Raw genomic sequence first — 19,077 nt, forward strand, 5'->3', positions numbered from 1 at the left:
GCGGGGGGCGGTTCACCCCCTCAACGCTCGCGCTCGACCCTACGTTCGTCCCATACGGGTTCCCGAGTCTCCCGTACAACACCGTCTGAACCGAAGACCAAGTAACGGTCAAATGTTCGCGCGAACCAGCGGTCGTGCGTCACGCACAGCACCGTGCCGTCGTACGCCTCCAGGCCGTCCTGGAGGGCCTCCGCCGACTCCAGGTCCAGGTTGTCGGTCGGCTCGTCCAGCAGCAGCGCGGTGGTGCCGGCCAGCTCCAGCAGCAGGATCTGGAACCGCGCCTGCTGGCCGCCCGACAGCTTCTCGAACGGCTGCTCCGCCTGCCGCTCCAGCTCGTAGCGGCGCAGGGCCCCCATCGCCTGGCCCAGGGGCTTGGCCGCCTCCGTCCACAGGATGTCGACGAGCGTGCGGCCGAACAGCTCCGGATGGGCGTGCGTCTGCGCGAAGTGGCCGGGAACCACCCGTGCGCCCAGCTTCCAGTCACCGGTGTGCTTGACGTCCTCGCCCGCCAGCAGCCGCAGGAAGTGCGACTTGCCGGAGCCGTTCGAGCCCAGCACCGCGACCCGCTCCCCGTAGAAGACCTCCAGCGAGAACGGCTTCATCAGGCCGGTCAGCTCCAGGTTCTCCACCGTCAGCGCGCGCACGCCCGTACGGCCGCCCTTGAGCCGCATCGTGATGTCCTGCTCCCGCGGCGGCTCCGGCGGCGGGCCGGCTTCCTCGAACTTCTGGAAGCGGGTCTGCATCGCCCGGTAGCGCGAGGCCATGTCGGGGCTGCTCGCGGCCTGGTTGCGCAGCCGCAGCACCAGCGCCTTCAGCCGGGCGTGCTCCTCGTCCCAGCGCCGCTTGAGCTCCTCGAAACGGGCGAAGCGCTCCTTGCGGGCCTCGTGGTAGGTGCCGAAACCCGCGCCGTGCACCCAGACGTCGGAGCCCATCGGGCTCGCCTCCAGGCTGATGATCTTCTGGGCGGCCTGGGTCAGCAGCTCCCGGTCGTGGCTGATGAACAGCACCGTCTTGCGCGTCGCGCGCAGCTGCTCCTCGAGCCACCGCTTGCCGGGCACGTCGAGGTAGTTGTCGGGTTCGTCGAGCAGCAGCACCTCGTCCGGGCCCCGCAGCAGCGCCTCCAGGACGAGCCGCTTCTGCTCACCGCCCGACAGCGTGCGCACCTCCCGGAACTGCGCCTTGTCGTACGGCATCCCCAGCGCTGCCGTGGTGCAGACGTCCCACAGGGTCTCCGCCTCGTAGCCCTGGACGTCGGCCCAGTCGCTGAGCGCCTGCGCGTACGCCATCTGGGCGGCCTCGTCGTCCACCGTCATGATCAGGTGCTCGGCCCGGTCCACGGCCCCCGCCGCCTCCCGGATCCGCGGCTGGGCCACCGAGACCAGCAGGTCGCGGACGGTCGTCTCGTCCCGGACCGAGCCCACGAACTGTGACATCACCCCGAGGCCGCCGCTGACGGTGACCGACCCGCCGTGCGGCTGGAGCTCGCCCGAGATCAGCTTGAGCAGGGTGGTCTTGCCGGCCCCGTTCGCCCCCACCAGGGCGACGACCGACCCCTCCCCCACGCGGAAGGAGACGTCGGGGAGCAGCACCCGCCCGTCGGGAAGGTAGTACTCCAGGTGGCTGGCTTCGAGATGTCCCATGGGGCGCATTGTCCAGGCCGGGCCGCGATCCGCCCAAATGGATTAGCCGGCGCTCAGCAGCAGCCGGCTCCCGGCAGGGTGCGCATGTTGCGCGCTTCCTTGCTGCGGGCCGCCAGGAGCTCGTCGGCCGGGTAGCCGACCTCCTCCAGCGTGAGGCCGTGGGGCTTGACCACGTGCACCGAGGAATCCCGTACGGCGGCCCTCAGCACCTCGCCGGGCCAGCTCACGGGCCGGTGCCCGTCACCCACGTGCAGCATCGCGCCGACCAGCGAGCGGACCATGTTGTGGCAGAACGCGTCGGCGCGCACCGTGGCGGTGATGACGCCGTCCTGCGCGCGTTCCCAGCTGAGCTGCTGGAGCGTGCGGATGGTCGTGGCGCCCTCGCGCTTCTTGCAGTACGCGGCGAAGTCGTGCTCGCCGAGCAGCGCGGTGGAGGCCTCGTTCATGGCGTCCACGTCCAGCGGCCACTGGTGCCACAGCACGTGCCCGCGGCGCAGCGGGTCCACCCCGGCCTGGTGGTCGCCCACCCGGTAGGCGTAGCGGCGCCAGACGGCCGAGAACCGGGCGTTGAAGCCCTCGGGGGCCTGCGCGGCCTTCCACACCCGTACGTCGTGCGGCAGCCGCCCCGCGAGGCGGCGCAGCAGCTTGTCCTGGTGCTCCGCCCACACCTCTTCGCGTACGTCGAACTGGGCGACCTGCCCGCGCGCGTGCACGCCGGCATCGGTCCGCCCGGCCACGGTCAGCTCCACCGGCTCCGGCAGCCGCATCACGGTCCGCAGGGCCGACTCCAGCTCCCCCTGTACGGTCCGCAGCTCGCGCTGCTTCGCCCAGCCGGAGAAGTCCTTGCCGTCGTACGACAGGTCCAGCCGTACCCGGACGTGCCCGGGCTCCACCTCGTCACTCACGTGAGTGATCCTCTCAGCTGCGTCTTTCGAACGAATGCAGAACGGGCCCGCCCCGGGAAGGGGCGGGCCCGTTCAGAGCCGATCAAGCAAGCTCGATCCCAGAACGGGATCAGGCCTCCTTGGTCTCCTCGGCGGCGGGAGCCTCGGCCACGGCCTCGGCGTCCTTCGCGGCACGCTTGGTGGCGGCCTCGGCCTCACCAGTGGCCTGCTGCGCGACCGTCAGGGCCTCGACCAGCTCGATGACCGCCATCGGGGCGTTGTCGCCACGACGGTTGCCGATCTTGGTGATGCGCGTGTAACCACCGGGGCGGTTCTCGTAGCGCGGGGCGATCTCGGTGAACAGCGTGTGCACGATGCTCTTGTCCGTGATCGTCTGCAGCACCAGGCGACGGTTGTGGATGTCGCCCTTCTTGGCCTTGGTGACCAGACGCTCGGCGTAGGGACGCAGGCGACGGGCCTTGGCCTCGGTGGTGGTGATGCGGCCGTGCTCGAAGAGCGCCTTCGCGAGGTTCGCGAGGAGGTGCTTCTCGTGCGCGGCGCTGCCGCCCAGGCGGGCACCCTTTGCGGGACGCGGCATGGTGTTACTCCTTCATATCTGCACCGGCCGTGTCAGGTACCGGTGTCAGTTCCCCCGGAGCGGCTGCCCCGGGAAAGTCTCGATCAAGCCGTCGCCGGCGACGCGGGCCGAAGACCTCGGCCGCCGGCGACGGGAAGAATCAGTACTGCTCGGTCTCGACGAAACCGGCGTCCGCGTCGTCGTCGGCGCCGAAGGCGTCGGCGGCGGCGGTCGGGTCGAATCCGGGCGGGCTGTCCTTGAGGGCCAGGCCCATGCCGGCCAGCTTCGCCTTGACCTCGTCGATCGACTTCGCACCGAAGTTGCGGATGTCGAGCAGGTCGGCCTCGGAGCGGGCGACGAGCTCACCCACGGAGTGGATGCCCTCGCGCTTGAGGCAGTTGTACGAGCGGACCGTGAGCTCCAGCTCCTCGATCGGCAGCGCCAGGTCGGCGGCCAGGGCCGCGTCCGTCGGCGAGGGGCCCATGTCGATGCCCTCGGCGTCGATGTTGAGCTCGCGGGCCAGACCGAACAGCTCGACCAGGGTCTTGCCGGCGGACGCCATGGCGTCGCGCGGGCGCATGGCCTGCTTGGTCTCGACGTCGACGATCAGCTTGTCGAAGTCGGTGCGCTGCTCGACTCGGGTCGCCTCGACCTTGTAGGTGACCTTGAGGACCGGGCTGTAGATGGAGTCGACCGGGATGCGGCCGATCTCCTGGCCCAGCTGCTTGTTCTGCACGGCGGAGACGTAGCCGCGACCGCGCTCGACGGTCAGCTCCATTTCCAGCTTGCCCTTGCCGTTGAGCGTGGCGAGGACCAGGTCCGGGTTGTGCACCTCGACACCGGCCGGGGGCGCGATGTCGGCAGCGGTGACCAGGCCGGGACCCTGCTTGCGCAGGTACATCACGACCGGCTCGTCGTGCTCCGAGGAGACGACCAGCTGCTTGATGTTGAGGATGATGTCGGTGACGTCTTCCTTGACGCCCGGCACGGTGGTGAACTCGTGCAGGACGCCGTCCACGCGGATGCTGGTGACGGCGGCACCCGGGATGGAGGACAGGAGCGTGCGGCGCAGGGAGTTGCCGAGGGTGTAGCCGAAGCCCGGCTCCAGCGGCTCGATCACGAACCGCGAGCGGTACTCGTCTACGACCTCTTCGGTCAGCGAGGGACGCTGAGCGATAAGCATGTCTGTGTTCCTTCAGTCGTGGACGCCCACTATTTGACGCCCGACATGTACTGCTGGGTACTGCAAGGGTACGGGCGGCACGGCCCCCGAAGGGGTCGTACCGCCCGGACACTCAAAGACGCACAGGCGCGTCCGTCGCGTCAGACGCGGCGGCGCTTCGGCGGGCGGCAGCCGTTGTGCGGGGTGGGGGTGACGTCCTGGATGGAGCCGACCTCCAGGCCGGTGGCCTGCAGGGAGCGGATCGCGGTCTCACGGCCGGAGCCGGGACCCTTGACGAAGACGTCAACCTTGCGCATGCCGTGCTCCTGCGCGCGGCGGGCGGCCGACTCGGCGGCCATCTGCGCGGCGAAGGGGGTGGACTTGCGCGAGCCCTTGAAGCCGACGTGGCCGGCGGAGGCCCAGGAGATCACGTTGCCCGAGGGGTCGGTGATCGAGACGATGGTGTTGTTGAACGTGCTCTTGATGTGGGCGTGCCCGTGAGCGACGTTCTTCTTTTCCTTGCGGCGCACCTTCTTGGCAGCGCCCTGACGACCCTTGGGGGGCATCTAAATCTCCTACGGGAGGTGGTCGGTCCTACAGCGCAAGACCGCTGAACAGGACTACTTCTTGCCCGGCTTCTTCTTACCGGCGATCGCGCGACGCGGGCCCTTGCGGGTACGCGCGTTCGTGCTGGTGCGCTGACCGTGCACCGGCAGGCCACGACGGTGGCGGATGCCCTGGTAGCACTGGATCTCGACCTTGCGACGGATGTCGGCCTGGATCTCGCGGCGGAGGTCACCCTCGGTGCGGAGGTTGGCGTCCACGTACTCGCGGATCTTGACCAGGTCCTCTTCGGCCAGGTCACGAACGCGGGTGTTCGGGTTCACGCCGGTGGAGGCGAGGATCTCCTTGGACCGGGTGCGCCCGATACCGAAGACGTAGGTGAGTGCGATCTCCACACGCTTTTCGCGCGGGATGTCAACACCGGAAACGCGTGCCATTCAATGGCTCCTGTGTGTTCGGGGGTCTTCCGCAGAACCGTTCCCGACCGCCGACCACTCCTGATGGGTGGTGGTACGTCCGGGTCCCCGGCCCCCGCCGGAGGTGCCGCCGGCCCCGTACAGGGCTGGGCGGGTTCTGCGTATGTACGTTTTCTTACGTCGCGCGAAGAACTGCGGAAGGCAGGTCGGTCGGCGTGCGTCAGCCCTGGCGCTGCTTGTGGCGCAGGTTGTCGCAGATGACCATGACCCGACCGTGACGGCGGATCACCTTGCACTTGTCGCAGATCTTCTTGACGCTCGGCTTGACCTTCATGTGGGTGAGGTTCTCCGGGTCAGTGCCACCACCCGCGCCGGACCAGACGTCCGGTCGGGAGTGAGGACAAGATCTACTTGTATCGGTAGACGATCCGGCCACGCGTCAGGTCGTACGGAGACAGCTCCACCACGACCCGGTCATCGGGAAGGATACGGATGTAGTGCATCCGCATCTTGCCGCTGATGTGCGCGAGGACCTTGTGACCGTTCTGCAGTTCCACCTTGAACATCGCGTTCGGGAGGGACTCGATCACGGTGCCCTCGATCTCGATGGCACCTTGCTTCTTGGCCACGCTTCGCCCTTCGAATCGGCTACCTTGATCAGCTCCATGCTTCGCATGAGGACATGCGGATGCAAAGGAGCCGACGAGTCAGTCTACGGCAGGGCCCCCAGAAAGACGAATCCGGAAAGTTTGCCCCACAGGGTAGATCATTAACCGGGCGGCACCTCTTCCCCGTGCCGCCCGCACGGCGCTGCTAGCCCAGCGGGTCCGGCGCCGTCGTGATGCCGTACTCCGCCAGCTTCGCCTTGCCGCAGTCCGGGCTGGTCAGGACGATCGGGCCCTCTTCGGTCAGGGCGATCGAGTGCTCCCAGTGGGAGGACCAGGTCCCGTCCGTGGTGATGACCGTCCAGTCGTCCGCCAGGACCTCCGTGTGGGCGGTGCCCAGCGAGACCATCGGCTCGATCGCCAGGCAGACGCCCGGGACGAGCTTGATGCCCTTGCCCCGCTTGCGCGAGACGTAGTTCAGCAGGTGCGGGTCCATGTGCATCTCGGAGCCGATGCCGTGGCCGCCGTAGTCCTCGATGATCCCGTACTTGCCGGTGGCCGGACGCGGCTGGCGGCGGATGTAGCCCTCGATCGCCTTCGAGATGTCCACCAGGCGGTTGCCGAGCTTCATCGCGGCGATGCCCGCCCACATCGACTCCTCGGTCACCCGCGACAGCTGGATGAGCTCCGGAGCGTGACCGGTGCCCACGAAGGCCGTGTACGCCGCGTCGCCGTGCCAGCCGTCCACGATCGCGCCGGCGTCGATCGAGATGATGTCGCCGTCCTTGAGGACCGTCTTGTCGTCCGGGATGCCGTGGACGACGACCTCGTTCACCGACGTGCAGATCGTCGCGGGGAAACCGCCGTAACCGAGGAAGTTCGACTTCGCGCCGGCGTCCGCGATGACCTTGCGGGCCACCATGTCCAGGTCCCGGGTCGTGGCGCCGGGCACGGCCGCCTCACGGGTCGCCGCGTGGATCGCGGCGACGACCAGCCCCGCCTCGCGCATCTTCGCGATCTGCTCGGGCGTCTTGAGCTGCACCATGGAACGGCCTTCCACCTTCTGAAATCGGACTTCTCAACAGTACGGCCGCGGTGCCCCTGGGACACCGCGGCCGTACCTGCACGACGGGGGACTACTTCTTCAAGGCGTCCATCGCGCGTCGCGTGACGTCCGCGACCTCACCGAGGGCGGGGATGGTCGACACGAGGCCCTGGGCCTTGTAGTAGTCGATGATCGGCTCGGTCTCCGCGTGGTAGACCGACAGCCGGTTGCGGACCGTGGCCTCGGAGTCGTCCCCGCGCTGGTACAGCTCGCCGCCGCACTGGTCGCAGACGCCGTCCGCCTTCGGCGGCGCGTACGTCACGTGGAAGACGTGCGCAGAGTCCTTGCGGCAGGTCCGGCGGCCCGCGATGCGCTTGACGACCTCGTCCTCCTCGACCTCCAGGTCGAGGACGGCGTCCAGGCCGAGCCCGGCGGCCTTGAGGATCTCGTCGAGCGCCTCGGCCTGCGAGAGGTTGCGCGGGAAGCCGTCGAGCAGGAAGCCGTTCGCGGCGTCGGGCTGCTCCATCCGGTCCTTGGCCATGCCGATGGTGACCGAGTCCGGGACGAGCTCACCCGCGTCCATGTACGACTTCGCGCTCTTGCCGAGCTCGGTGCCCTGGCTGATGTTGGCGCGGAACAGGTCACCCGTGGAGATGTGCGGGATCGACAGGTTCTTGGCGAGGAACGCGGCCTGTGTTCCCTTGCCGGCGCCGGGGGGCCCGACGAGGACGATACGCATCAGCGGAGGAACCCTTCGTAATTACGCTGCTGGAGCTGGCTCTCGATCTGCTTCACGGTTTCCAGACCCACACCCACGATGATGAGGATGCTCGTCCCGCCGAACGGGAAGTTCTGGTTCGCTCCGAAGCCCGCCAACGCCATTGTCGGCACGAGAGCGATCAGACCCAGGTACAGCGACCCCGGCCAGGTGATCCGGTTGAGTACGTAGCTCAGGTACTCGGCGGTAGGCCGGCCGGCGCGGATGCCCGGGATGAACCCACCATACTTCTTCATGTTGTCTGCAACTTCCTCGGGGTTGAACGAGATCGCCACGTAGAAGAAGGCGAAGAACACGATCAGGAGGAAGTAGGCGGCGATGTAGTACGGGTGGTCGCCCTTGACGAAGTGCTTCTGGATCCAGGTCGCCCAGCCCGCCGTCGAGCCGCTGAACTGCACGACCAGTGCCGGGATGTACAGCAGCGACGAGGCGAAGATGACCGGGATGACACCGGCCTGGTTCACCTTGAGCGGGATGTAGGTCGAGGTGCCGCCGTACGCGCGGCGCCCGATCATGCGCTTCGCGTACTGGACCGGGATCCTGCGCTGCGCCTGTTCGACGAAGACGACCAGGGCCACCATGGCCAGACCGACGAGGATCACCACGCCGAACTCGACCCATCCATCAGCGATCTTGCCCTGGAGCTTGATCTGCCACATGGCGCCGATGAAGCCGGCCGCGATCGAGATGAACATCAGGATCGACATGCCGTTGCCGATGCCGCGGTCGGTGATCAGCTCACCGAGCCACATGACGACACAGGTGCCGGCGGTCATGGTGAGCACCATCGTGATCATGGTGAAGATCGAGCGGTCCGAGACGATCTCGGTACGGAGCTGGCAGGACCCGAAGAGCGCGCCCGTCTTGGCGGTGGCCACCAGACCCGTGCCCTGGAGGATCGCGAGCGCGACCGTCAGGTAACGCGTGTACTGGGTGATCTTCGCCGTGCCGGACTGGCCCTCTTTCTTGAGGTTCTCCAGCTTCGGGATGACCACGGTCAGCAGCTGCAGGATGATGCTCGCCGTGATGTACGGCATGATTCCGAGCGCGAAGATCGTGATCTGCAGCAGTGCGCCACCGCTGAACATGTTGACGAGGCCGAACAGGCTGTTGCCGGTCCCTGCCTGGTCCACACAGAACTGAACGTTCTTGTAGTTCACGCCGGGGACCGGGATGTGGGACCCGAGGCGGAACAGCACGATGATGGCGAGCGTGAAGAGCAGCTTCTTGCGCAGGTCGGGCGTCTTGAACGCCCGGGCGAACGCGGTGAGCACGGTGCCTCCTGCGACCCCCGCGCTACTGCGTCAGAGGTGACGGTCTGAGGGATCGGTGAATACGTACAAGCAAAGGTGCAGGCCACCTTACCGGCGACTGCGCCCCCCGTGGAACGACCAACCGGGGATGCCCCATATGTGAGGCATCCCCGGTCGGGTTTCAGCTATTTGTCACGTGGGTTCGTCTTAGACGAGCTCGGTGACGGTGCCGCCGGCAGCGGCGATCTTCTCCTTGGCGGAGGCGGAAACGGCGTCAACCGAAACCGTCAGCGCCACGGAGATCTCGCCCTGGCCCAGGACCTTGACGAGGCTGTTCTTGCGCACCGCGCCCTTGGCGACCAGGTCGGCCACCGTGACCTCTCCACCCTCGGGGTAGAGAGCGCCGAGCTTGTCCAGGTTGACGACCTGGAACTCGGTGCGGAACGGGTTCTTGAAGCCCTTGAGCTTCGGCAGGCGCATGTGGAGGGGCATCTGCCCACCCTCGAAGCGCTGCGGGATCTGGTAACGGGCCTTCTGGCCCTTCGTACCACGACCGGCCGTCTTACCCTTCGACGCCTCACCACGACCGACACGGGTCTTCGCGGTCTTGGCGCCGGGGGCGGGACGGAGGTTGTGGGCCTTCAGCGGGCTGTTCTCAGCCATGATTAGTCAACCTCCTCAACCGTCACGAGGTGGCGGACGGTCTGCACCATTCCGCGGAACTCGGGGCGGTCCTCCTTGACGACCACGTCGTTCAGGCGCTTGAGCCCGAGCGAACGCAGAGTGTCGCGGTGGTTCTGCTTGCTGCCGATGTACGACTTCGTCTGCGTGATCTTGAGGCGAGCCATTACGCAGCACCCGCCCCGGCACGCGCACGAAGCAGGGCCGCGGGGGCGACGTCCTCGAGGGGCAGACCACGGCGAGCCGCGATCTCCTCGGGACGCTGCAGGCCCTTGAGGGCCGCCACGGTCGCGTGCACGATGTTGATCGCGTTGGAAGAGCCGAGCGACTTCGACAGGATGTCGTGAACGCCGGCGCACTCCAGAACGGCGCGCACCGGGCCACCGGCGATAACACCGGTACCGGGGGAAGCCGGCTTCAGCAGCACGACGCCCGCAGCGCGCTCGCCCGTGATCGGGTGAGGGATGGTGCCCTGGATGCGCGGAACCTTGAAGAAGTTCTTCTTGGCTTCCTCGACACCCTTGGCGATGGCCGCGGGAACTTCCTTGGCCTTGCCGTAACCGACACCTACAGTGCCGTCACCGTCGCCCACCACGACCAGCGCGGTGAAGCTGAAGCGGCGACCACCCTTGACAACCTTGGCGACGCGGTTGATCGCGACAACGCGCTCAACGTAAGCGGTCTTCTCGGCGGCAGGGCCACCGTCGCGACCCTTCCGGTCCCGCCGCTCGCCGCCACCGGCACCGCTTCCGCGGCGCTGGGGTCCAGCCATTGGATTACCTCTCTCTGTTACGTCCGTGAGTCCCGGAACCGGGGCTTAGAACTTCAGCCCGGCTTCGCGGGCGGCGTCAGCCAGAGCGGCAATGCGCCCGGCGTATCGGTTGCCACCGCGGTCGAACACGACGGTCTCGACACCCGCGGCCTTGGCACGCTCGGCGACGAGCGCGCCGACAGCCTGGGCCTGGGCGCTCTTGTCGCCTTCGCCACCGCGGATCGAAGCGTCCAGGGTCGACGCGGACGCCAGGGTGTGACCCTGGAGGTCGTCGATGACCTGAGCAACGATGTTGCGGTTGGAACGCGTCACGACGAGGCGCGGACGCTCCGCCGTACCCGAGACGTTCTTGCGGATGCGGATGTGGCGGCGAGCCTTGGCAGCGCGCTTGTACGCGTCGCCCTTGGCGATCTTCACACCGTATGCCATGGCTACTTACCAGCCTTTCCGACCTTGCGGCGGATGACTTCGCCGGCGTACTTGACACCCTTGGCCTTGTACGGGTCGGGCTTCCGCAGCTTGCGGATGTTGGCGGCGACCTCGCCGACCTTCTGCTTGTCGATGCCCTCGACCGTGAACTTGGTGGGCGACTCGACCTTGAAGGAGATGCCCTCGGGCGCCTCGATCAGGATCGGGTGGCTGTAGCCAAGCTGGAACTCCAGGTCGGAGCCCTTCGCGGCGACGCGGTAACCGACACCGCTGATTTCGAGAGCCTTGACGTACCCCGTGGTCACACCGGTGATCATGTTCGCCACCAGCGTGCGGGACAGGCCGTGCAGGGCCTTGTTCTGACGCTCGTCGTTCGGGCGGATGACGTTCAGAACGCCGTCCTCACCCTTGGCGACGGCGATGGGCGCAGCGACGGTGTGCGAGAGGGAACCCTTGGGGCCCTTCACCGCGACCGTGCGGCCATCGATGGTGACGTCCACACCGGCGGGAACCTGGATGGGGAGCTTGCCGATTCGCGACATTGCTTTTCCTCCGTTCCCGACTACCAGACGTAGGCGAGGACTTCCCCACCTACGCCCTTCTTGCCTGCCTGCTGGCCGGTGAGGAGACCGTGGGACGTGGAGATGATCGCCACGCCCAGGCCGCCGAGCACCTTGGGCAGGTTGGTGGACTTCGCGTACACGCGCAGACCGGGCTTCGAGATCCGCTTGATGCCCGCGATGGAGCGCTCACGGTTCGGCCCGAACTTCAGCTCGAGGACGAGGTTCTTGCCGACCTCGGCGTCCTCGACCTTCCAGCCGGTGATGAAACCCTCCTGCTTGAGGATCTCTGCGATGTGCGACTTGATCTTGCTGTGCGGCATCACGACGGTGTCGTGGTACGCCGAGTTAGCGTTACGCAGACGGGTCAGCATGTCTGCGATCGGGTCAGTCATGGTCATGAAGTGGCCTTCGGCCTCTCTCGCCGGGGTTTCCTGTATGCGCCATCCCTCTCCCCACTCAGTGGCGGGACGGGTGCGGTGCGGGGACCTACGGCGTAGTAAGTCGTTATGGGCGGCGGACGCCCAACCACACAAGCCTAAGGCATGCGCGGCCGGGCATCCGCCGACCAGATGCTTACCGAGAGTGCCTGGAACTTCCCAAGTCCTTGCGGACGGAGGGAACTACCAGGAGCTCTTGGTCACGCCCGGCAGCTCGCCACGGTGAGCCATCTCACGAAGGCACACGCGGCACAGGCCGAACTTGCGGTACACGGAGTGGGGACGACCGCAGCGCTGGCAGCGGGTGTACGCACGCACACCGAACTTGGGCTTGCGGGCAGCCTTCGCGATGAGAGCCTTCTTCGCCATCTCGCTTACGCCTCCTTGAAGGGGAAGCCGAGGTGACGAAGGAGGGCACGGCCCTCGTCGTCGTTGGTCGCCGTGGTGACCACGGTGATGTCCATACCCCGGGTACGGTCGATCTTGTCCTGGTCGATCTCGTGGAACATGACCTGCTCCGTGAGACCGAAGGTGTAGTTGCCACGGCCGTCGAACTGCTTCGGCGACAGACCACGGAAGTCACGGATACGCGGCAGCGCGAGCGACAGCGTACGGTCCAGGAACTCCCACATGCGGTCACCACGGAGGGTGACGTGGCAGCCGATCGGCTGACCCTCACGCAGCTTGAACTGCGCGATGGACTTGCGGGCCTTCGTGACGGCCGGCTTCTGACCGGTGATCGTCGTCAGGTCGCGGATGGCGCCGTCGATCAGCTTGGAGTCGCGGGCGGCGTCGCCCACACCCATGTTGACCACGATCTTCACGAGGCCGGGGATCTGCATGACGTTCTCGTAGGAGAACTCCTCACGCAGCTTGCCCGCGATGTCCTCGCGGTACTTCGTCTTGAGACGCGGAGTGGTAGCCATCAGATGTCCTCACCCGTCCGCTTGGCAACGCGGATCTTGTTGCCCTCGTCGTCGAAGCGGTAGCCGACGCGGGTGACGACCTTCTGGCCGTCCTTTTCCACGACCAGCTGAACGTTGCTGACGTGGACCGGCGCCTCGGTGATCACGATGCCACCGGTCTGCGAACCACCAGCGGTCTGACCGGCCTTGGTGTGCTTCTTGACCCGGTTGACACCCTCGACGAGGACACGGTTCTCGCTGGGCATGGCCGCGATGACCTTGCCCTGCTTGCCCTTGTCCTTACCGGTGATGACCTGAACCAGGTCGCCCTTCTTGATCTTCATGCTTACAGCACCTCCGGCGCGAGCGAGATGATCTTCATGAACTTCTTCTCGCGCAGCTCACGGCCCACGGGGCCGAAGATACGGGTGCCGCGAGGGTCGCCGTCGTTCTTGAGAATGACAGCGGCGTTCTCGTCGAAGCGGATGTACGAGCCGTCCTGGCGGCGGCGCTCCTTGACGGTGCGAACGATGACCGCCTTGACGACGTCACCCTTCTTCACGTTGCCACCGGGGATCGCGTCCTTGACGGTGGCGACAATGACGTCACCGATGCCCGCGTAGCGGCGACCGGAGCCACCGAGAACACGGATGCAAAGGATTTCCTTGGCACCAGTGTTGTCGGCGACACGCAGTCGCGACTCCTGCTGGATCACGTCTATCTCCTGATTGTCTGCCGGTTCCCGGCGGGGGGTCCGTTACCGGAGCCCCTCGCCGAGCCTGGCGGAACTGACCTGAGGGAAACCCCCCAGGCTATGTCTGGCGGAACTCGCTCGCGCGAGGTTCCTTACTTGGCCTTCTCGAGGATCTCGACGATGCGCCAGCGCTTGCTCGCCGACAGCGGACGCGTCTCCATGATGAGGACGCGGTCGCCGACACCGGCAGCGTTCTGCTCGTCGTGAGCCTTGAGCTTGTTCGTACGGCGGATGACCTTGCCGTACAGGGCGTGCTTGACGCGGTCCTCGACGGCGACGACGACGGTCTTGTCCATCTTGTCGCTGACGACCAGACCCTCGCGGGTCTTGCGGAAACCGCGCTGCTCAGTGGTCTCAGTCACGTTCTTCTCGCTCATCAGGCGCTCTCCACCGTCTCGATACCGAGCTCACGCTCGTGCATCAGGGTGTAGATGCGAGCGATGTCCTTACGGACGGACTTGAGCCGGCCGTTGTTCTCCAGCTGACCCGTGGCCGCCTGGAAGCGCAGCTTGAACAGCTCTTCCTTGGCCTCGCGCAGCTTGCCAACGAGCTCCTCGTTGCCGAGCTCACGCAGCTCGGACGCCTTGGTTCCCGTCGCCATCACGACTCACCTGCCTCGCGCCGAACAATCCGGCACTTCATCGGAAGCTTGTGAGCAGCGCGGGTGAGCGCCTCACGAGCAATCTTCTCGTTCGGGTAGGACAGCTCGAACATGACCCGGCCCGGGTGCACGTTCGCGATCCACCACTCGGGAGAACCCTTACCGGAACCCATGCGGGTCTCGGCGGGCTTCTTCGTCAGCGGACGGTCCGGGTAGATGTTGATCCAGACCTTGCCGCCACGCTTGATGTGGCGGGTCATCGCGATACGAGCCGCCTCGATCTGGCGGTTCGTCACGTACGCCGGGGTCAGCGCCTGGATGCCGTACTCGCCGAACGAGACCTCAGTACCGCCCTTGGCCATACCGCGGCGCTTCGGGTGGTGCTGCTTGCGGTGCTTGACCCTACGAGGGATCAGCATGTCGGTCAGGCCTCCGTTCCGGTGCTCTCGGCCGGAGCGGCGGCGGGAGCGTCGGCCTTGGGGGCCTCGGCACCAGCAGCCTGCTGCGGCTTGCGGCCACCACGGCCGCCGCGCTCGCCACCACGGCCACCACGGCCGGCGGGACGGTCGCCAGCGCCGGCACCACGGGCCGGGCGGTTACCCGCACGGGCCGCAGCGTTCTCGGCGCGAACCTCGGCGATGTTCTTGACGTCGCCCTTGTAGATCCAGACCTTCACACCGATACGGCCGAAGGTGGTCTTGGCCTCGAAGAAGCCGTAGTCCACGTTCGCGCGCAGCGTGTGCAGCGGCACACGACCCTCGCGGTAGAACTCGGAGCGGGACATCTCGGCGCCGCCGAGACGACCGCCACACTGGATCTTGATGCCCTTGGCGCCGGCCTTCATCGTGCCCTGCATGCTCTTGCGCATGGCACGACGGAAGGAGACGCGGGAGGAGAGCTGCTCGGCAACGGCCTGGGCGACCAGCTGGGCATCGAGCTCGGGGTTCTTGACCTCGAGGATGTTCAGCTGGACCTGCTTGCCCGTGAGCTTCTCGAGGTCACCGCGGATGCGGTCGGCCTCGGCGCCACGGCGGCCGATGACGATGCCCGGACGAGCGGTGTGGATGTCCACACGCACGCGGTCACGGGTGCGCTCGATCTCAACCTTCGAGATGCCGGCGCGCTCCATGCCGGACGTCATCATCCGACGGATGGCGACGTCTTCCTTGACGTAGTCCTTGTACAGCTTGTCGGCGTACCAACGCGACTTGAAGTCGGTGGTGATGCCGAGCCGGAACCCGTGCGGGTTTACCTTCTGGCCCATTACCGGGAACCTTCCTTGCTGCTGACGACCACGGTGATGTGGCTGGTCCGCTTGCGGATCCGGTAGGCACGGCCCTGGGCACGCGGACGGAACCGCTTCAGGGTCGGACCCTCGTCCACGAACGCCTCGCTGATGAACAGCGAAGAAGCGTCCGGGTGGTTGTAGTTGTGTGCGGCGTTGGCAATGGCGCTGTCCAGCACCTTGCCGACCGGCACGCTCGCGGCCTGCGGGGCGAAACGCAGGACCGCCTGAGCCTCCGTGGCATCCATGCCACGGATAAGGTCCACCACGCGGCGGGCCTTCATGGGCGTGACGCGGATGTACCGCGCCTGGGCCCTGGCTTCCATGGTTGTCCCTTCGGTGTAAGTCATAGTCGTTACCACCCCGCCTTTAGCGGCGCTTCGACTTCCGGTCGTCCTTGACGTGGCCGCGGAAGGTGCGAGTCGGCGAGAACTCGCCGAGCTTGTGGCCGACCATCGACTCGGTGACGAACACCGGGACGTGGGTCTTGCCGTTGTGCACCGCGATGGTGTGACCCAGCATGGCCGGGATGATCATCGAGCGACGGGACCAGGTCTTGATGACGTTCTTGGTACCAGCTTCGTTCTGAGCGTCCACCTTCTTGATGAGGTGTCCGTCGACGAAGGGTCCCTTCTTGAGACTGCGCGGCATCTAAACCCGCTCCTAGCGCTTCTTGTTCGTCTTGCGGCGGCGGACGATGTACTTGCTCGAAGCCTTCTTCGGCGAGCGAGTACGACCCTCCTTCTGACCCCACGGGGAGACCGGGTGGCGACCACCGCTGGTCTTGCCCTCACCACCACCGTGCGGGTGGTCAACCGGGTTCATCGCGACACCGCGGACGGACGGGCGAACGCCCTTCCAGCGCATGCGGCCGGCCTTGCCCCAGTTGATGTTCGACTGCTCGGCGTTGCCGACCTCGCCGACCGTGGCGCGGCAGCGCGCGTCGACGAGACGGATCTCGCCGGACGGCATGCGGAGGTGGGCCATGGTGCCCTCCTTCGCCAGCAGCTGCACGGACGCACCCGCGGAGCGGGCGAACTTCGCACCGCCGCCGGGACGCAGCTCGATCGCGTGGATGGTCGTACCAACCGGGATGTTGCGCAGCGCCAGGTTGTTGCCGGGCTTGATGTCGGCCGTCGGGCCGTTCTCAATCCGGTCACCCTGCTGCAGACCGCGCGGCGCGATGATGTAGCGCTTCTCGCCGTCGGCGTAGTGCAGCAGCGCGATGCGCGCGGTGCGGTTGGGGTCGTACTCGATGTGCGCGACCTTGGCCGGCACGCCGTCCTTGTCGTGACGACGGAAGTCGATCACGCGGTAGGCGCGCTTGTGTCCACCACCCTGGTGGCGAACGGTGATCCGACCGGTGTTGTTACGGCCGCCCTTGCTGTGCAGCGGGCGAACCAGCGACTTCTCCGGCGTGGACCGCGTGATCTCGACAAAGTCGGCGACGCTGGAGCCACGACGGCCCGGGGTCGTCGGCTTGTACTTGCGGATACCCATTTCTCAGTCCTCGTCCGATTCCGGACGACTCAGGACTCCGTTAGGAGGCCTGGCCGCCGAAGATGTCGATTCGGTCGCCCTCAGCGAGGGTCACGATGGCGCGCTTGGTGTTGGCGCGCTTGCCGAAACCGGTCTTGGTGCGCTTGCGCTTACCCTGACGGTTGATCGTGTTGACCCCGGTGACCTTGACCGAGAAGACCGCCTCGACGGCCTGCTTGATCTGGGTCTTGTTGGCGCCAGGCGCGACGATGAACGTGTACTTGTTCTCGTCCAGCAGCGCGTAGCTCTTCTCCGAGACAACCGGCTTGATCAGCAGGTCGCGCGGGTCAGTGAAGGTCTTGCTGGTAACGGTCGCCTCAGACATCAGGCGTCGCTCCCTTCGGTCTCGTCGGCCTTGGGGCCAGACACGAAGGACTCCAGCGCGGCCTGGGTGAAGACCACGTCGTCAGAGACGATCACGTCGTACGTGTTCAGCTGGCCCGGCTCCAGGATGTGAACCTGGGGCAGGTTGCGGGCGGACAGCCACGCGGCCTCGTCGGCGCGCTCGACGACCAGGAGCAGGTTCTTGCGCTCCGAGATCTTGCCGAACAGCGTCTTGGCGGCCTTCGTGGAGGCGGCACCCTCGACCACGCCGGTGACGACGTGGATGCGGGAGTGACGCGCGCGGTCCGAGAGGGCACCGCGGAGGGCGGCGACCTTCATCTTCTTCGGGGTCCGCTGCGAGTAGTCACGCGGCTGCGGGCCGTGGACGACGCCACCGCCGGCGAACTGCGGAGCGCGGGTGGAACCCTGACGCGCGCGGCCGGTGCCCTTCTGGCGGTACGGCTTGCGGCCACCACCACGGACTTCGCCACGGGTCTTGGTCTTGTGCGTGCCCTGACGGGCAGCGGCCAGCTGTGCGACGACGACCTGGTGGATCAGCGGAACGCTGGTCTTCGCGTCGAAGATCTCCGCGGGGAGCTCGACGGTACCGGCCTTGTCGCCTGCCGGCGAAAGGATGTCAATGGTGCTCATTAACCTCAAGCCCCCTTGGCCGCGGTACGGACCAGGACGAGGCCGCCGTTCGGACCGGGGACTGCGCCCTTGATGAGGAGCAGACCCTTCTCCGCGTCTACCGCGTGGATGGTCAGGTTCTGGGTGGTGACGCGCTCGTTGCCCATACGACCAGCCATGCGCATGCCCTTGAAGACACGCCCAGGGGTGGCGCAGCCACCGATCGAACCGGGGGAGCGGTGCTTGCGCTGCACACCGTGACCGGCGCCGAGGCCCCGGAAGTTGTGCCGCTTCATGACACCGGCGAAGCCCTTGCCCTTGCTGTTGCCCGTGACGTCGACCTTGACGCCGGACTCGAACACCTCAGCAGTGATCTCCTGGCCGAGCGTGTACTCGCTGGCGTCGGAGGTGCGGAGCTCCACCAGGTGGCGGCGGGGGGTCACGTCGGCCTTGGCGAAGTGGCCCTTGAGGGGCTTGTTCACCTTGCGCGGGTCGATCTCGCCGAAGGCGATCTGGACCGACTCGTAGCCGTCGATGTCGTTCGTACGGACCTGGGTAACGACGCAGGGTCCGGCCTTGACCACGGTCACCGGGACGACACGGTTGTTCTCGTCCCAGACCTGGGTCATGCCGAGCTTCTCGCCCAGGACGCCCTTGATCTGCTTTGCCATCTTCTCGACGCCTCTCAGAGCTTGATCTCGATGTCAACGCCGGCCGGAAGGTCCAGGCGCATCAGCGAGTCAACGGTCTTGGGAGTCGGGTCGAGGATGTCGATCAGGCGCTTGTGCGTGCGCATCTCGAAGTGCTCGCGCGAGTCCTTGTACTTGTGCGGCGACTTGATGACGCAGTACACGTTCTTCTCAGTGGGCAGCGGCACCGGGCCCGCGACCGACGCACCAGTGCGCGTCACCGTCTCGACGATCTTCTTCGCCGAGGAGTCGATGACCTCGTGGTCGTAGGCCTTGAGCCGGATGCGGATCTTCTGTCCCGCCATGGCTACTCCGTAGTCCTGTCTGTTGTGGAAACGCTCTGGCTCCCGGGCGGCTGTGGATACCTCCACCGCTTCTCTCCGACCCACGCGGTCGGGCGTGTCGCACTCCCTCCAAGAAAATTCCCATACGGAAATTCCCTCGTCCAAGGGGGTGCGGTACCGAGACCGCGGTTCGGGGGAGAAACACCCACCGGGTGCCTGGTGGGCCCCGTGCTGACACTTCCCGAAAGATTCCCGTACGT

Annotated in this window: 32 protein-coding genes; all 32 read right to left on the reverse strand. The window is 66.6% G+C overall.

Features of this window, described 5'->3' with window-relative positions:
- Positions 1-20: 20 nt before the first annotated feature.
- Complete coding sequence (locus tag OG861_RS12905; RefSeq protein ID WP_443056579.1) at positions 21-1,640, reverse strand: ABC-F family ATP-binding cassette domain-containing protein; 1,620 nt, start codon at positions 1,638-1,640, stop codon at positions 21-23.
- A gap of 53 nt (positions 1,641-1,693) precedes the next feature.
- Entirely contained in the window at positions 1,694-2,545 is an 852-nt protein-coding gene (gene truA / locus OG861_RS12910) for a tRNA pseudouridine(38-40) synthase TruA (RefSeq protein WP_329197512.1), read from the reverse strand.
- Between the two features lie 109 nt (positions 2,546-2,654).
- Complete coding sequence (gene rplQ / locus OG861_RS12915; protein ID WP_030298228.1) at positions 2,655-3,122, reverse strand: 50S ribosomal protein L17; 468 nt, start codon at positions 3,120-3,122, stop codon at positions 2,655-2,657.
- Between the two features lie 139 nt (positions 3,123-3,261).
- On the reverse strand, positions 3,262-4,284 hold the full coding sequence (locus tag OG861_RS12920) for a DNA-directed RNA polymerase subunit alpha (protein WP_007265920.1): 1,023 nt from the start codon (positions 4,282-4,284) through the stop codon (positions 3,262-3,264).
- A 140-nt stretch (positions 4,285-4,424) separates the two neighbouring features.
- Complete coding sequence (gene rpsK / locus OG861_RS12925) at positions 4,425-4,829, reverse strand: 30S ribosomal protein S11 (RefSeq protein ID WP_003956432.1); 405 nt, start codon at positions 4,827-4,829, stop codon at positions 4,425-4,427.
- Positions 4,830-4,883: 54 nt separating this feature from the next.
- The gene (rpsM, locus tag OG861_RS12930; protein ID WP_030710357.1) at positions 4,884-5,264 is read right to left on the reverse strand and encodes a 30S ribosomal protein S13; all 381 of its coding nucleotides are present in this window, start codon (positions 5,262-5,264) and stop codon (positions 4,884-4,886) included.
- A 199-nt stretch (positions 5,265-5,463) separates the two neighbouring features.
- Complete coding sequence (gene rpmJ / locus OG861_RS12935) at positions 5,464-5,577, reverse strand: 50S ribosomal protein L36 (RefSeq protein WP_003956441.1); 114 nt, start codon at positions 5,575-5,577, stop codon at positions 5,464-5,466.
- A 73-nt stretch (positions 5,578-5,650) separates the two neighbouring features.
- Positions 5,651-5,872 (reverse strand): translation initiation factor IF-1, encoded by a 222-nt coding sequence (infA, locus tag OG861_RS12940; RefSeq protein WP_003956442.1) that lies wholly within the window; start codon positions 5,870-5,872, stop codon positions 5,651-5,653.
- Between the two features lie 184 nt (positions 5,873-6,056).
- Positions 6,057-6,893 carry a type I methionyl aminopeptidase gene (gene map, locus OG861_RS12945; protein ID WP_190183004.1) on the reverse strand — a complete coding sequence of 279 codons (837 nt, stop codon included), beginning with the start codon at positions 6,891-6,893 and terminating at the stop codon, positions 6,057-6,059.
- 91 nt (positions 6,894-6,984) lie between these two features.
- The gene (locus OG861_RS12950) at positions 6,985-7,632 is read right to left on the reverse strand and encodes an adenylate kinase (RefSeq protein WP_329197509.1); all 648 of its coding nucleotides are present in this window, start codon (positions 7,630-7,632) and stop codon (positions 6,985-6,987) included.
- Positions 7,632-8,945: a preprotein translocase subunit SecY gene (secY, locus tag OG861_RS12955; protein WP_190183002.1), complete on the reverse strand. Its 1,314-nt coding sequence runs from the start codon at positions 8,943-8,945 to the stop codon at positions 7,632-7,634. The genes OG861_RS12950 and secY overlap by 1 nt, the downstream gene beginning before the upstream one ends.
- Positions 8,946-9,131: 186 nt before the next feature.
- Positions 9,132-9,587, reverse strand: coding sequence for a 50S ribosomal protein L15 (gene rplO, locus OG861_RS12960; protein ID WP_030154704.1), 456 nt, complete (start codon positions 9,585-9,587; stop codon positions 9,132-9,134).
- Between the two features lie 2 nt (positions 9,588-9,589).
- Positions 9,590-9,772: a 50S ribosomal protein L30 gene (rpmD, locus tag OG861_RS12965; RefSeq protein WP_053682614.1), complete on the reverse strand. Its 183-nt coding sequence runs from the start codon at positions 9,770-9,772 to the stop codon at positions 9,590-9,592.
- A complete protein-coding gene (gene rpsE / locus OG861_RS12970) occupies positions 9,772-10,377 on the reverse strand; it encodes a 30S ribosomal protein S5 (RefSeq protein ID WP_030298218.1) in 606 nt (201 codons plus the stop codon). The genes rpmD and rpsE overlap by 1 nt, the downstream gene beginning before the upstream one ends.
- Before the next feature lie 45 nt (positions 10,378-10,422).
- Entirely contained in the window at positions 10,423-10,806 is a 384-nt protein-coding gene (rplR, locus tag OG861_RS12975) for a 50S ribosomal protein L18 (protein ID WP_030026334.1), read from the reverse strand.
- Between the two features lie 2 nt (positions 10,807-10,808).
- Positions 10,809-11,348, reverse strand: coding sequence for a 50S ribosomal protein L6 (gene rplF, locus OG861_RS12980; protein WP_053682616.1), 540 nt, complete (start codon positions 11,346-11,348; stop codon positions 10,809-10,811).
- A gap of 20 nt (positions 11,349-11,368) precedes the next feature.
- Positions 11,369-11,767 (reverse strand): 30S ribosomal protein S8, encoded by a 399-nt coding sequence (rpsH, locus tag OG861_RS12985; RefSeq protein WP_007265911.1) that lies wholly within the window; start codon positions 11,765-11,767, stop codon positions 11,369-11,371.
- Positions 11,768-11,989: 222 nt separating this feature from the next.
- Positions 11,990-12,175 carry a type Z 30S ribosomal protein S14 gene (locus tag OG861_RS12990; RefSeq protein ID WP_003956452.1) on the reverse strand — a complete coding sequence of 62 codons (186 nt, stop codon included), beginning with the start codon at positions 12,173-12,175 and terminating at the stop codon, positions 11,990-11,992.
- Between the two features lie 5 nt (positions 12,176-12,180).
- Positions 12,181-12,732 carry a 50S ribosomal protein L5 gene (gene rplE, locus OG861_RS12995; RefSeq protein ID WP_030298216.1) on the reverse strand — a complete coding sequence of 184 codons (552 nt, stop codon included), beginning with the start codon at positions 12,730-12,732 and terminating at the stop codon, positions 12,181-12,183.
- Positions 12,732-13,055 (reverse strand): 50S ribosomal protein L24, encoded by a 324-nt coding sequence (gene rplX, locus OG861_RS13000; RefSeq protein WP_136213229.1) that lies wholly within the window; start codon positions 13,053-13,055, stop codon positions 12,732-12,734. The genes rplE and rplX overlap by 1 nt, the downstream gene beginning before the upstream one ends.
- A gap of 2 nt (positions 13,056-13,057) precedes the next feature.
- On the reverse strand, positions 13,058-13,426 hold the full coding sequence (gene rplN / locus OG861_RS13005) for a 50S ribosomal protein L14 (protein WP_003956455.1): 369 nt from the start codon (positions 13,424-13,426) through the stop codon (positions 13,058-13,060).
- Between the two features lie 131 nt (positions 13,427-13,557).
- Positions 13,558-13,842: a 30S ribosomal protein S17 gene (gene rpsQ, locus OG861_RS13010; RefSeq protein WP_008739702.1), complete on the reverse strand. Its 285-nt coding sequence runs from the start codon at positions 13,840-13,842 to the stop codon at positions 13,558-13,560.
- Entirely contained in the window at positions 13,842-14,066 is a 225-nt protein-coding gene (gene rpmC / locus OG861_RS13015) for a 50S ribosomal protein L29 (protein ID WP_008739703.1), read from the reverse strand. The genes rpsQ and rpmC overlap by 1 nt, the downstream gene beginning before the upstream one ends.
- Complete coding sequence (rplP, locus tag OG861_RS13020) at positions 14,066-14,485, reverse strand: 50S ribosomal protein L16 (protein WP_030026326.1); 420 nt, start codon at positions 14,483-14,485, stop codon at positions 14,066-14,068. Before rplP ends, rpmC begins: the two co-directional genes overlap by 1 nt.
- Positions 14,486-14,490: 5 nt before the next feature.
- A complete protein-coding gene (gene rpsC, locus OG861_RS13025) occupies positions 14,491-15,330 on the reverse strand; it encodes a 30S ribosomal protein S3 (protein ID WP_007265905.1) in 840 nt (279 codons plus the stop codon).
- Positions 15,330-15,677: a 50S ribosomal protein L22 gene (rplV, locus tag OG861_RS13030; protein WP_136213228.1), complete on the reverse strand. Its 348-nt coding sequence runs from the start codon at positions 15,675-15,677 to the stop codon at positions 15,330-15,332. The genes rpsC and rplV overlap by 1 nt, the downstream gene beginning before the upstream one ends.
- A 43-nt stretch (positions 15,678-15,720) precedes the next feature.
- Positions 15,721-16,002 carry a 30S ribosomal protein S19 gene (rpsS, locus tag OG861_RS13035; RefSeq protein ID WP_043230274.1) on the reverse strand — a complete coding sequence of 94 codons (282 nt, stop codon included), beginning with the start codon at positions 16,000-16,002 and terminating at the stop codon, positions 15,721-15,723.
- Between the two features lie 12 nt (positions 16,003-16,014).
- A complete protein-coding gene (gene rplB / locus OG861_RS13040; RefSeq protein ID WP_136213227.1) occupies positions 16,015-16,851 on the reverse strand; it encodes a 50S ribosomal protein L2 in 837 nt (278 codons plus the stop codon).
- A gap of 40 nt (positions 16,852-16,891) precedes the next feature.
- On the reverse strand, positions 16,892-17,215 hold the full coding sequence (rplW, locus tag OG861_RS13045) for a 50S ribosomal protein L23 (RefSeq protein WP_037792012.1): 324 nt from the start codon (positions 17,213-17,215) through the stop codon (positions 16,892-16,894).
- Positions 17,215-17,865 carry a 50S ribosomal protein L4 gene (gene rplD, locus OG861_RS13050; protein WP_031152736.1) on the reverse strand — a complete coding sequence of 217 codons (651 nt, stop codon included), beginning with the start codon at positions 17,863-17,865 and terminating at the stop codon, positions 17,215-17,217. The genes rplW and rplD overlap by 1 nt, the downstream gene beginning before the upstream one ends.
- Positions 17,866-17,870: 5 nt before the next feature.
- Positions 17,871-18,515 carry a 50S ribosomal protein L3 gene (gene rplC, locus OG861_RS13055; RefSeq protein WP_007265899.1) on the reverse strand — a complete coding sequence of 215 codons (645 nt, stop codon included), beginning with the start codon at positions 18,513-18,515 and terminating at the stop codon, positions 17,871-17,873.
- Positions 18,516-18,529: 14 nt separating this feature from the next.
- Entirely contained in the window at positions 18,530-18,838 is a 309-nt protein-coding gene (gene rpsJ, locus OG861_RS13060) for a 30S ribosomal protein S10 (RefSeq protein ID WP_003948644.1), read from the reverse strand.
- Between the last annotated feature and the right edge of the window lie 239 nt (positions 18,839-19,077).

The sequence above is a fragment of the Streptomyces sp. NBC_00539 genome, from assembly GCF_036346105.1.
GTDB lineage: Bacteria > Actinomycetota > Actinomycetes > Streptomycetales > Streptomycetaceae > Streptomyces.

Excerpts from the sequence above, each read along its gene's own strand:
- rplO (WP_030154704.1), bottom strand. The coding sequence starts at position 9,587 with ATGGCTGAGAACAGCCCGCTGAAGGCCCACAACCTCCGTCCCGCCCCC.
- rplR (WP_030026334.1), bottom strand. The coding sequence starts at position 10,806 with ATGGCATACGGTGTGAAGATCGCCAAGGGCGACGCGTACAAGCGCGCT.
- OG861_RS12905 (WP_443056579.1), bottom strand. The coding sequence starts at position 1,640 with ATGGGACATCTCGAAGCCAGCCACCTGGAGTACTACCTTCCCGACGGG.
- rplF (WP_053682616.1), bottom strand. The coding sequence starts at position 11,348 with ATGTCGCGAATCGGCAAGCTCCCCATCCAGGTTCCCGCCGGTGTGGAC.
- rpsM (WP_030710357.1), bottom strand. The coding sequence starts at position 5,264 with ATGGCACGCGTTTCCGGTGTTGACATCCCGCGCGAAAAGCGTGTGGAG.
- OG861_RS12950 (WP_329197509.1), bottom strand. The coding sequence starts at position 7,632 with ATGCGTATCGTCCTCGTCGGGCCCCCCGGCGCCGGCAAGGGAACACAG.
- rpsC (WP_007265905.1), bottom strand. The coding sequence starts at position 15,330 with ATGGGCCAGAAGGTAAACCCGCACGGGTTCCGGCTCGGCATCACCACC.
- rplB (WP_136213227.1), bottom strand. The coding sequence starts at position 16,851 with ATGGGTATCCGCAAGTACAAGCCGACGACCCCGGGCCGTCGTGGCTCC.
- rplC (WP_007265899.1), bottom strand. The coding sequence starts at position 18,515 with ATGGCAAAGCAGATCAAGGGCGTCCTGGGCGAGAAGCTCGGCATGACC.
- rpmD (WP_053682614.1), bottom strand. The coding sequence starts at position 9,772 with ATGGCTCGCCTCAAGATCACGCAGACGAAGTCGTACATCGGCAGCAAG.
- OG861_RS12920 (WP_007265920.1), bottom strand. The coding sequence starts at position 4,284 with ATGCTTATCGCTCAGCGTCCCTCGCTGACCGAAGAGGTCGTAGACGAG.
- rpsJ (WP_003948644.1), bottom strand. The coding sequence starts at position 18,838 with ATGGCGGGACAGAAGATCCGCATCCGGCTCAAGGCCTACGACCACGAG.
- OG861_RS12990 (WP_003956452.1), bottom strand. The coding sequence starts at position 12,175 with ATGGCGAAGAAGGCTCTCATCGCGAAGGCTGCCCGCAAGCCCAAGTTC.
- rpsK (WP_003956432.1), bottom strand. The coding sequence starts at position 4,829 with ATGCCCCCCAAGGGTCGTCAGGGCGCTGCCAAGAAGGTGCGCCGCAAG.
- rpmC (WP_008739703.1), bottom strand. The coding sequence starts at position 14,066 with ATGGCGACGGGAACCAAGGCGTCCGAGCTGCGTGAGCTCGGCAACGAG.
- rplP (WP_030026326.1), bottom strand. The coding sequence starts at position 14,485 with ATGCTGATCCCTCGTAGGGTCAAGCACCGCAAGCAGCACCACCCGAAG.
- rplX (WP_136213229.1), bottom strand. The coding sequence starts at position 13,055 with ATGAAGATCAAGAAGGGCGACCTGGTTCAGGTCATCACCGGTAAGGAC.
- rpsH (WP_007265911.1), bottom strand. The coding sequence starts at position 11,767 with ATGACCATGACTGACCCGATCGCAGACATGCTGACCCGTCTGCGTAAC.
- rplW (WP_037792012.1), bottom strand. The coding sequence starts at position 17,215 with ATGTCTGAGGCGACCGTTACCAGCAAGACCTTCACTGACCCGCGCGAC.
- rplV (WP_136213228.1), bottom strand. The coding sequence starts at position 15,677 with ATGGAAGCCAGGGCCCAGGCGCGGTACATCCGCGTCACGCCCATGAAG.
- map (WP_190183004.1), bottom strand. The coding sequence starts at position 6,893 with ATGGTGCAGCTCAAGACGCCCGAGCAGATCGCGAAGATGCGCGAGGCG.
- rpsS (WP_043230274.1), bottom strand. The coding sequence starts at position 16,002 with ATGCCGCGCAGTCTCAAGAAGGGACCCTTCGTCGACGGACACCTCATC.
- rplE (WP_030298216.1), bottom strand. The coding sequence starts at position 12,732 with ATGGCTACCACTCCGCGTCTCAAGACGAAGTACCGCGAGGACATCGCG.
- rplQ (WP_030298228.1), bottom strand. The coding sequence starts at position 3,122 with ATGCCGCGTCCCGCAAAGGGTGCCCGCCTGGGCGGCAGCGCCGCGCAC.
- rpsE (WP_030298218.1), bottom strand. The coding sequence starts at position 10,377 with ATGGCTGGACCCCAGCGCCGCGGAAGCGGTGCCGGTGGCGGCGAGCGG.
- rpsQ (WP_008739702.1), bottom strand. The coding sequence starts at position 13,842 with ATGAGCGAGAAGAACGTGACTGAGACCACTGAGCAGCGCGGTTTCCGC.
- rpmJ (WP_003956441.1), bottom strand. The coding sequence starts at position 5,577 with ATGAAGGTCAAGCCGAGCGTCAAGAAGATCTGCGACAAGTGCAAGGTG.
- rplD (WP_031152736.1), bottom strand. The coding sequence starts at position 17,865 with ATGAGCACCATTGACATCCTTTCGCCGGCAGGCGACAAGGCCGGTACC.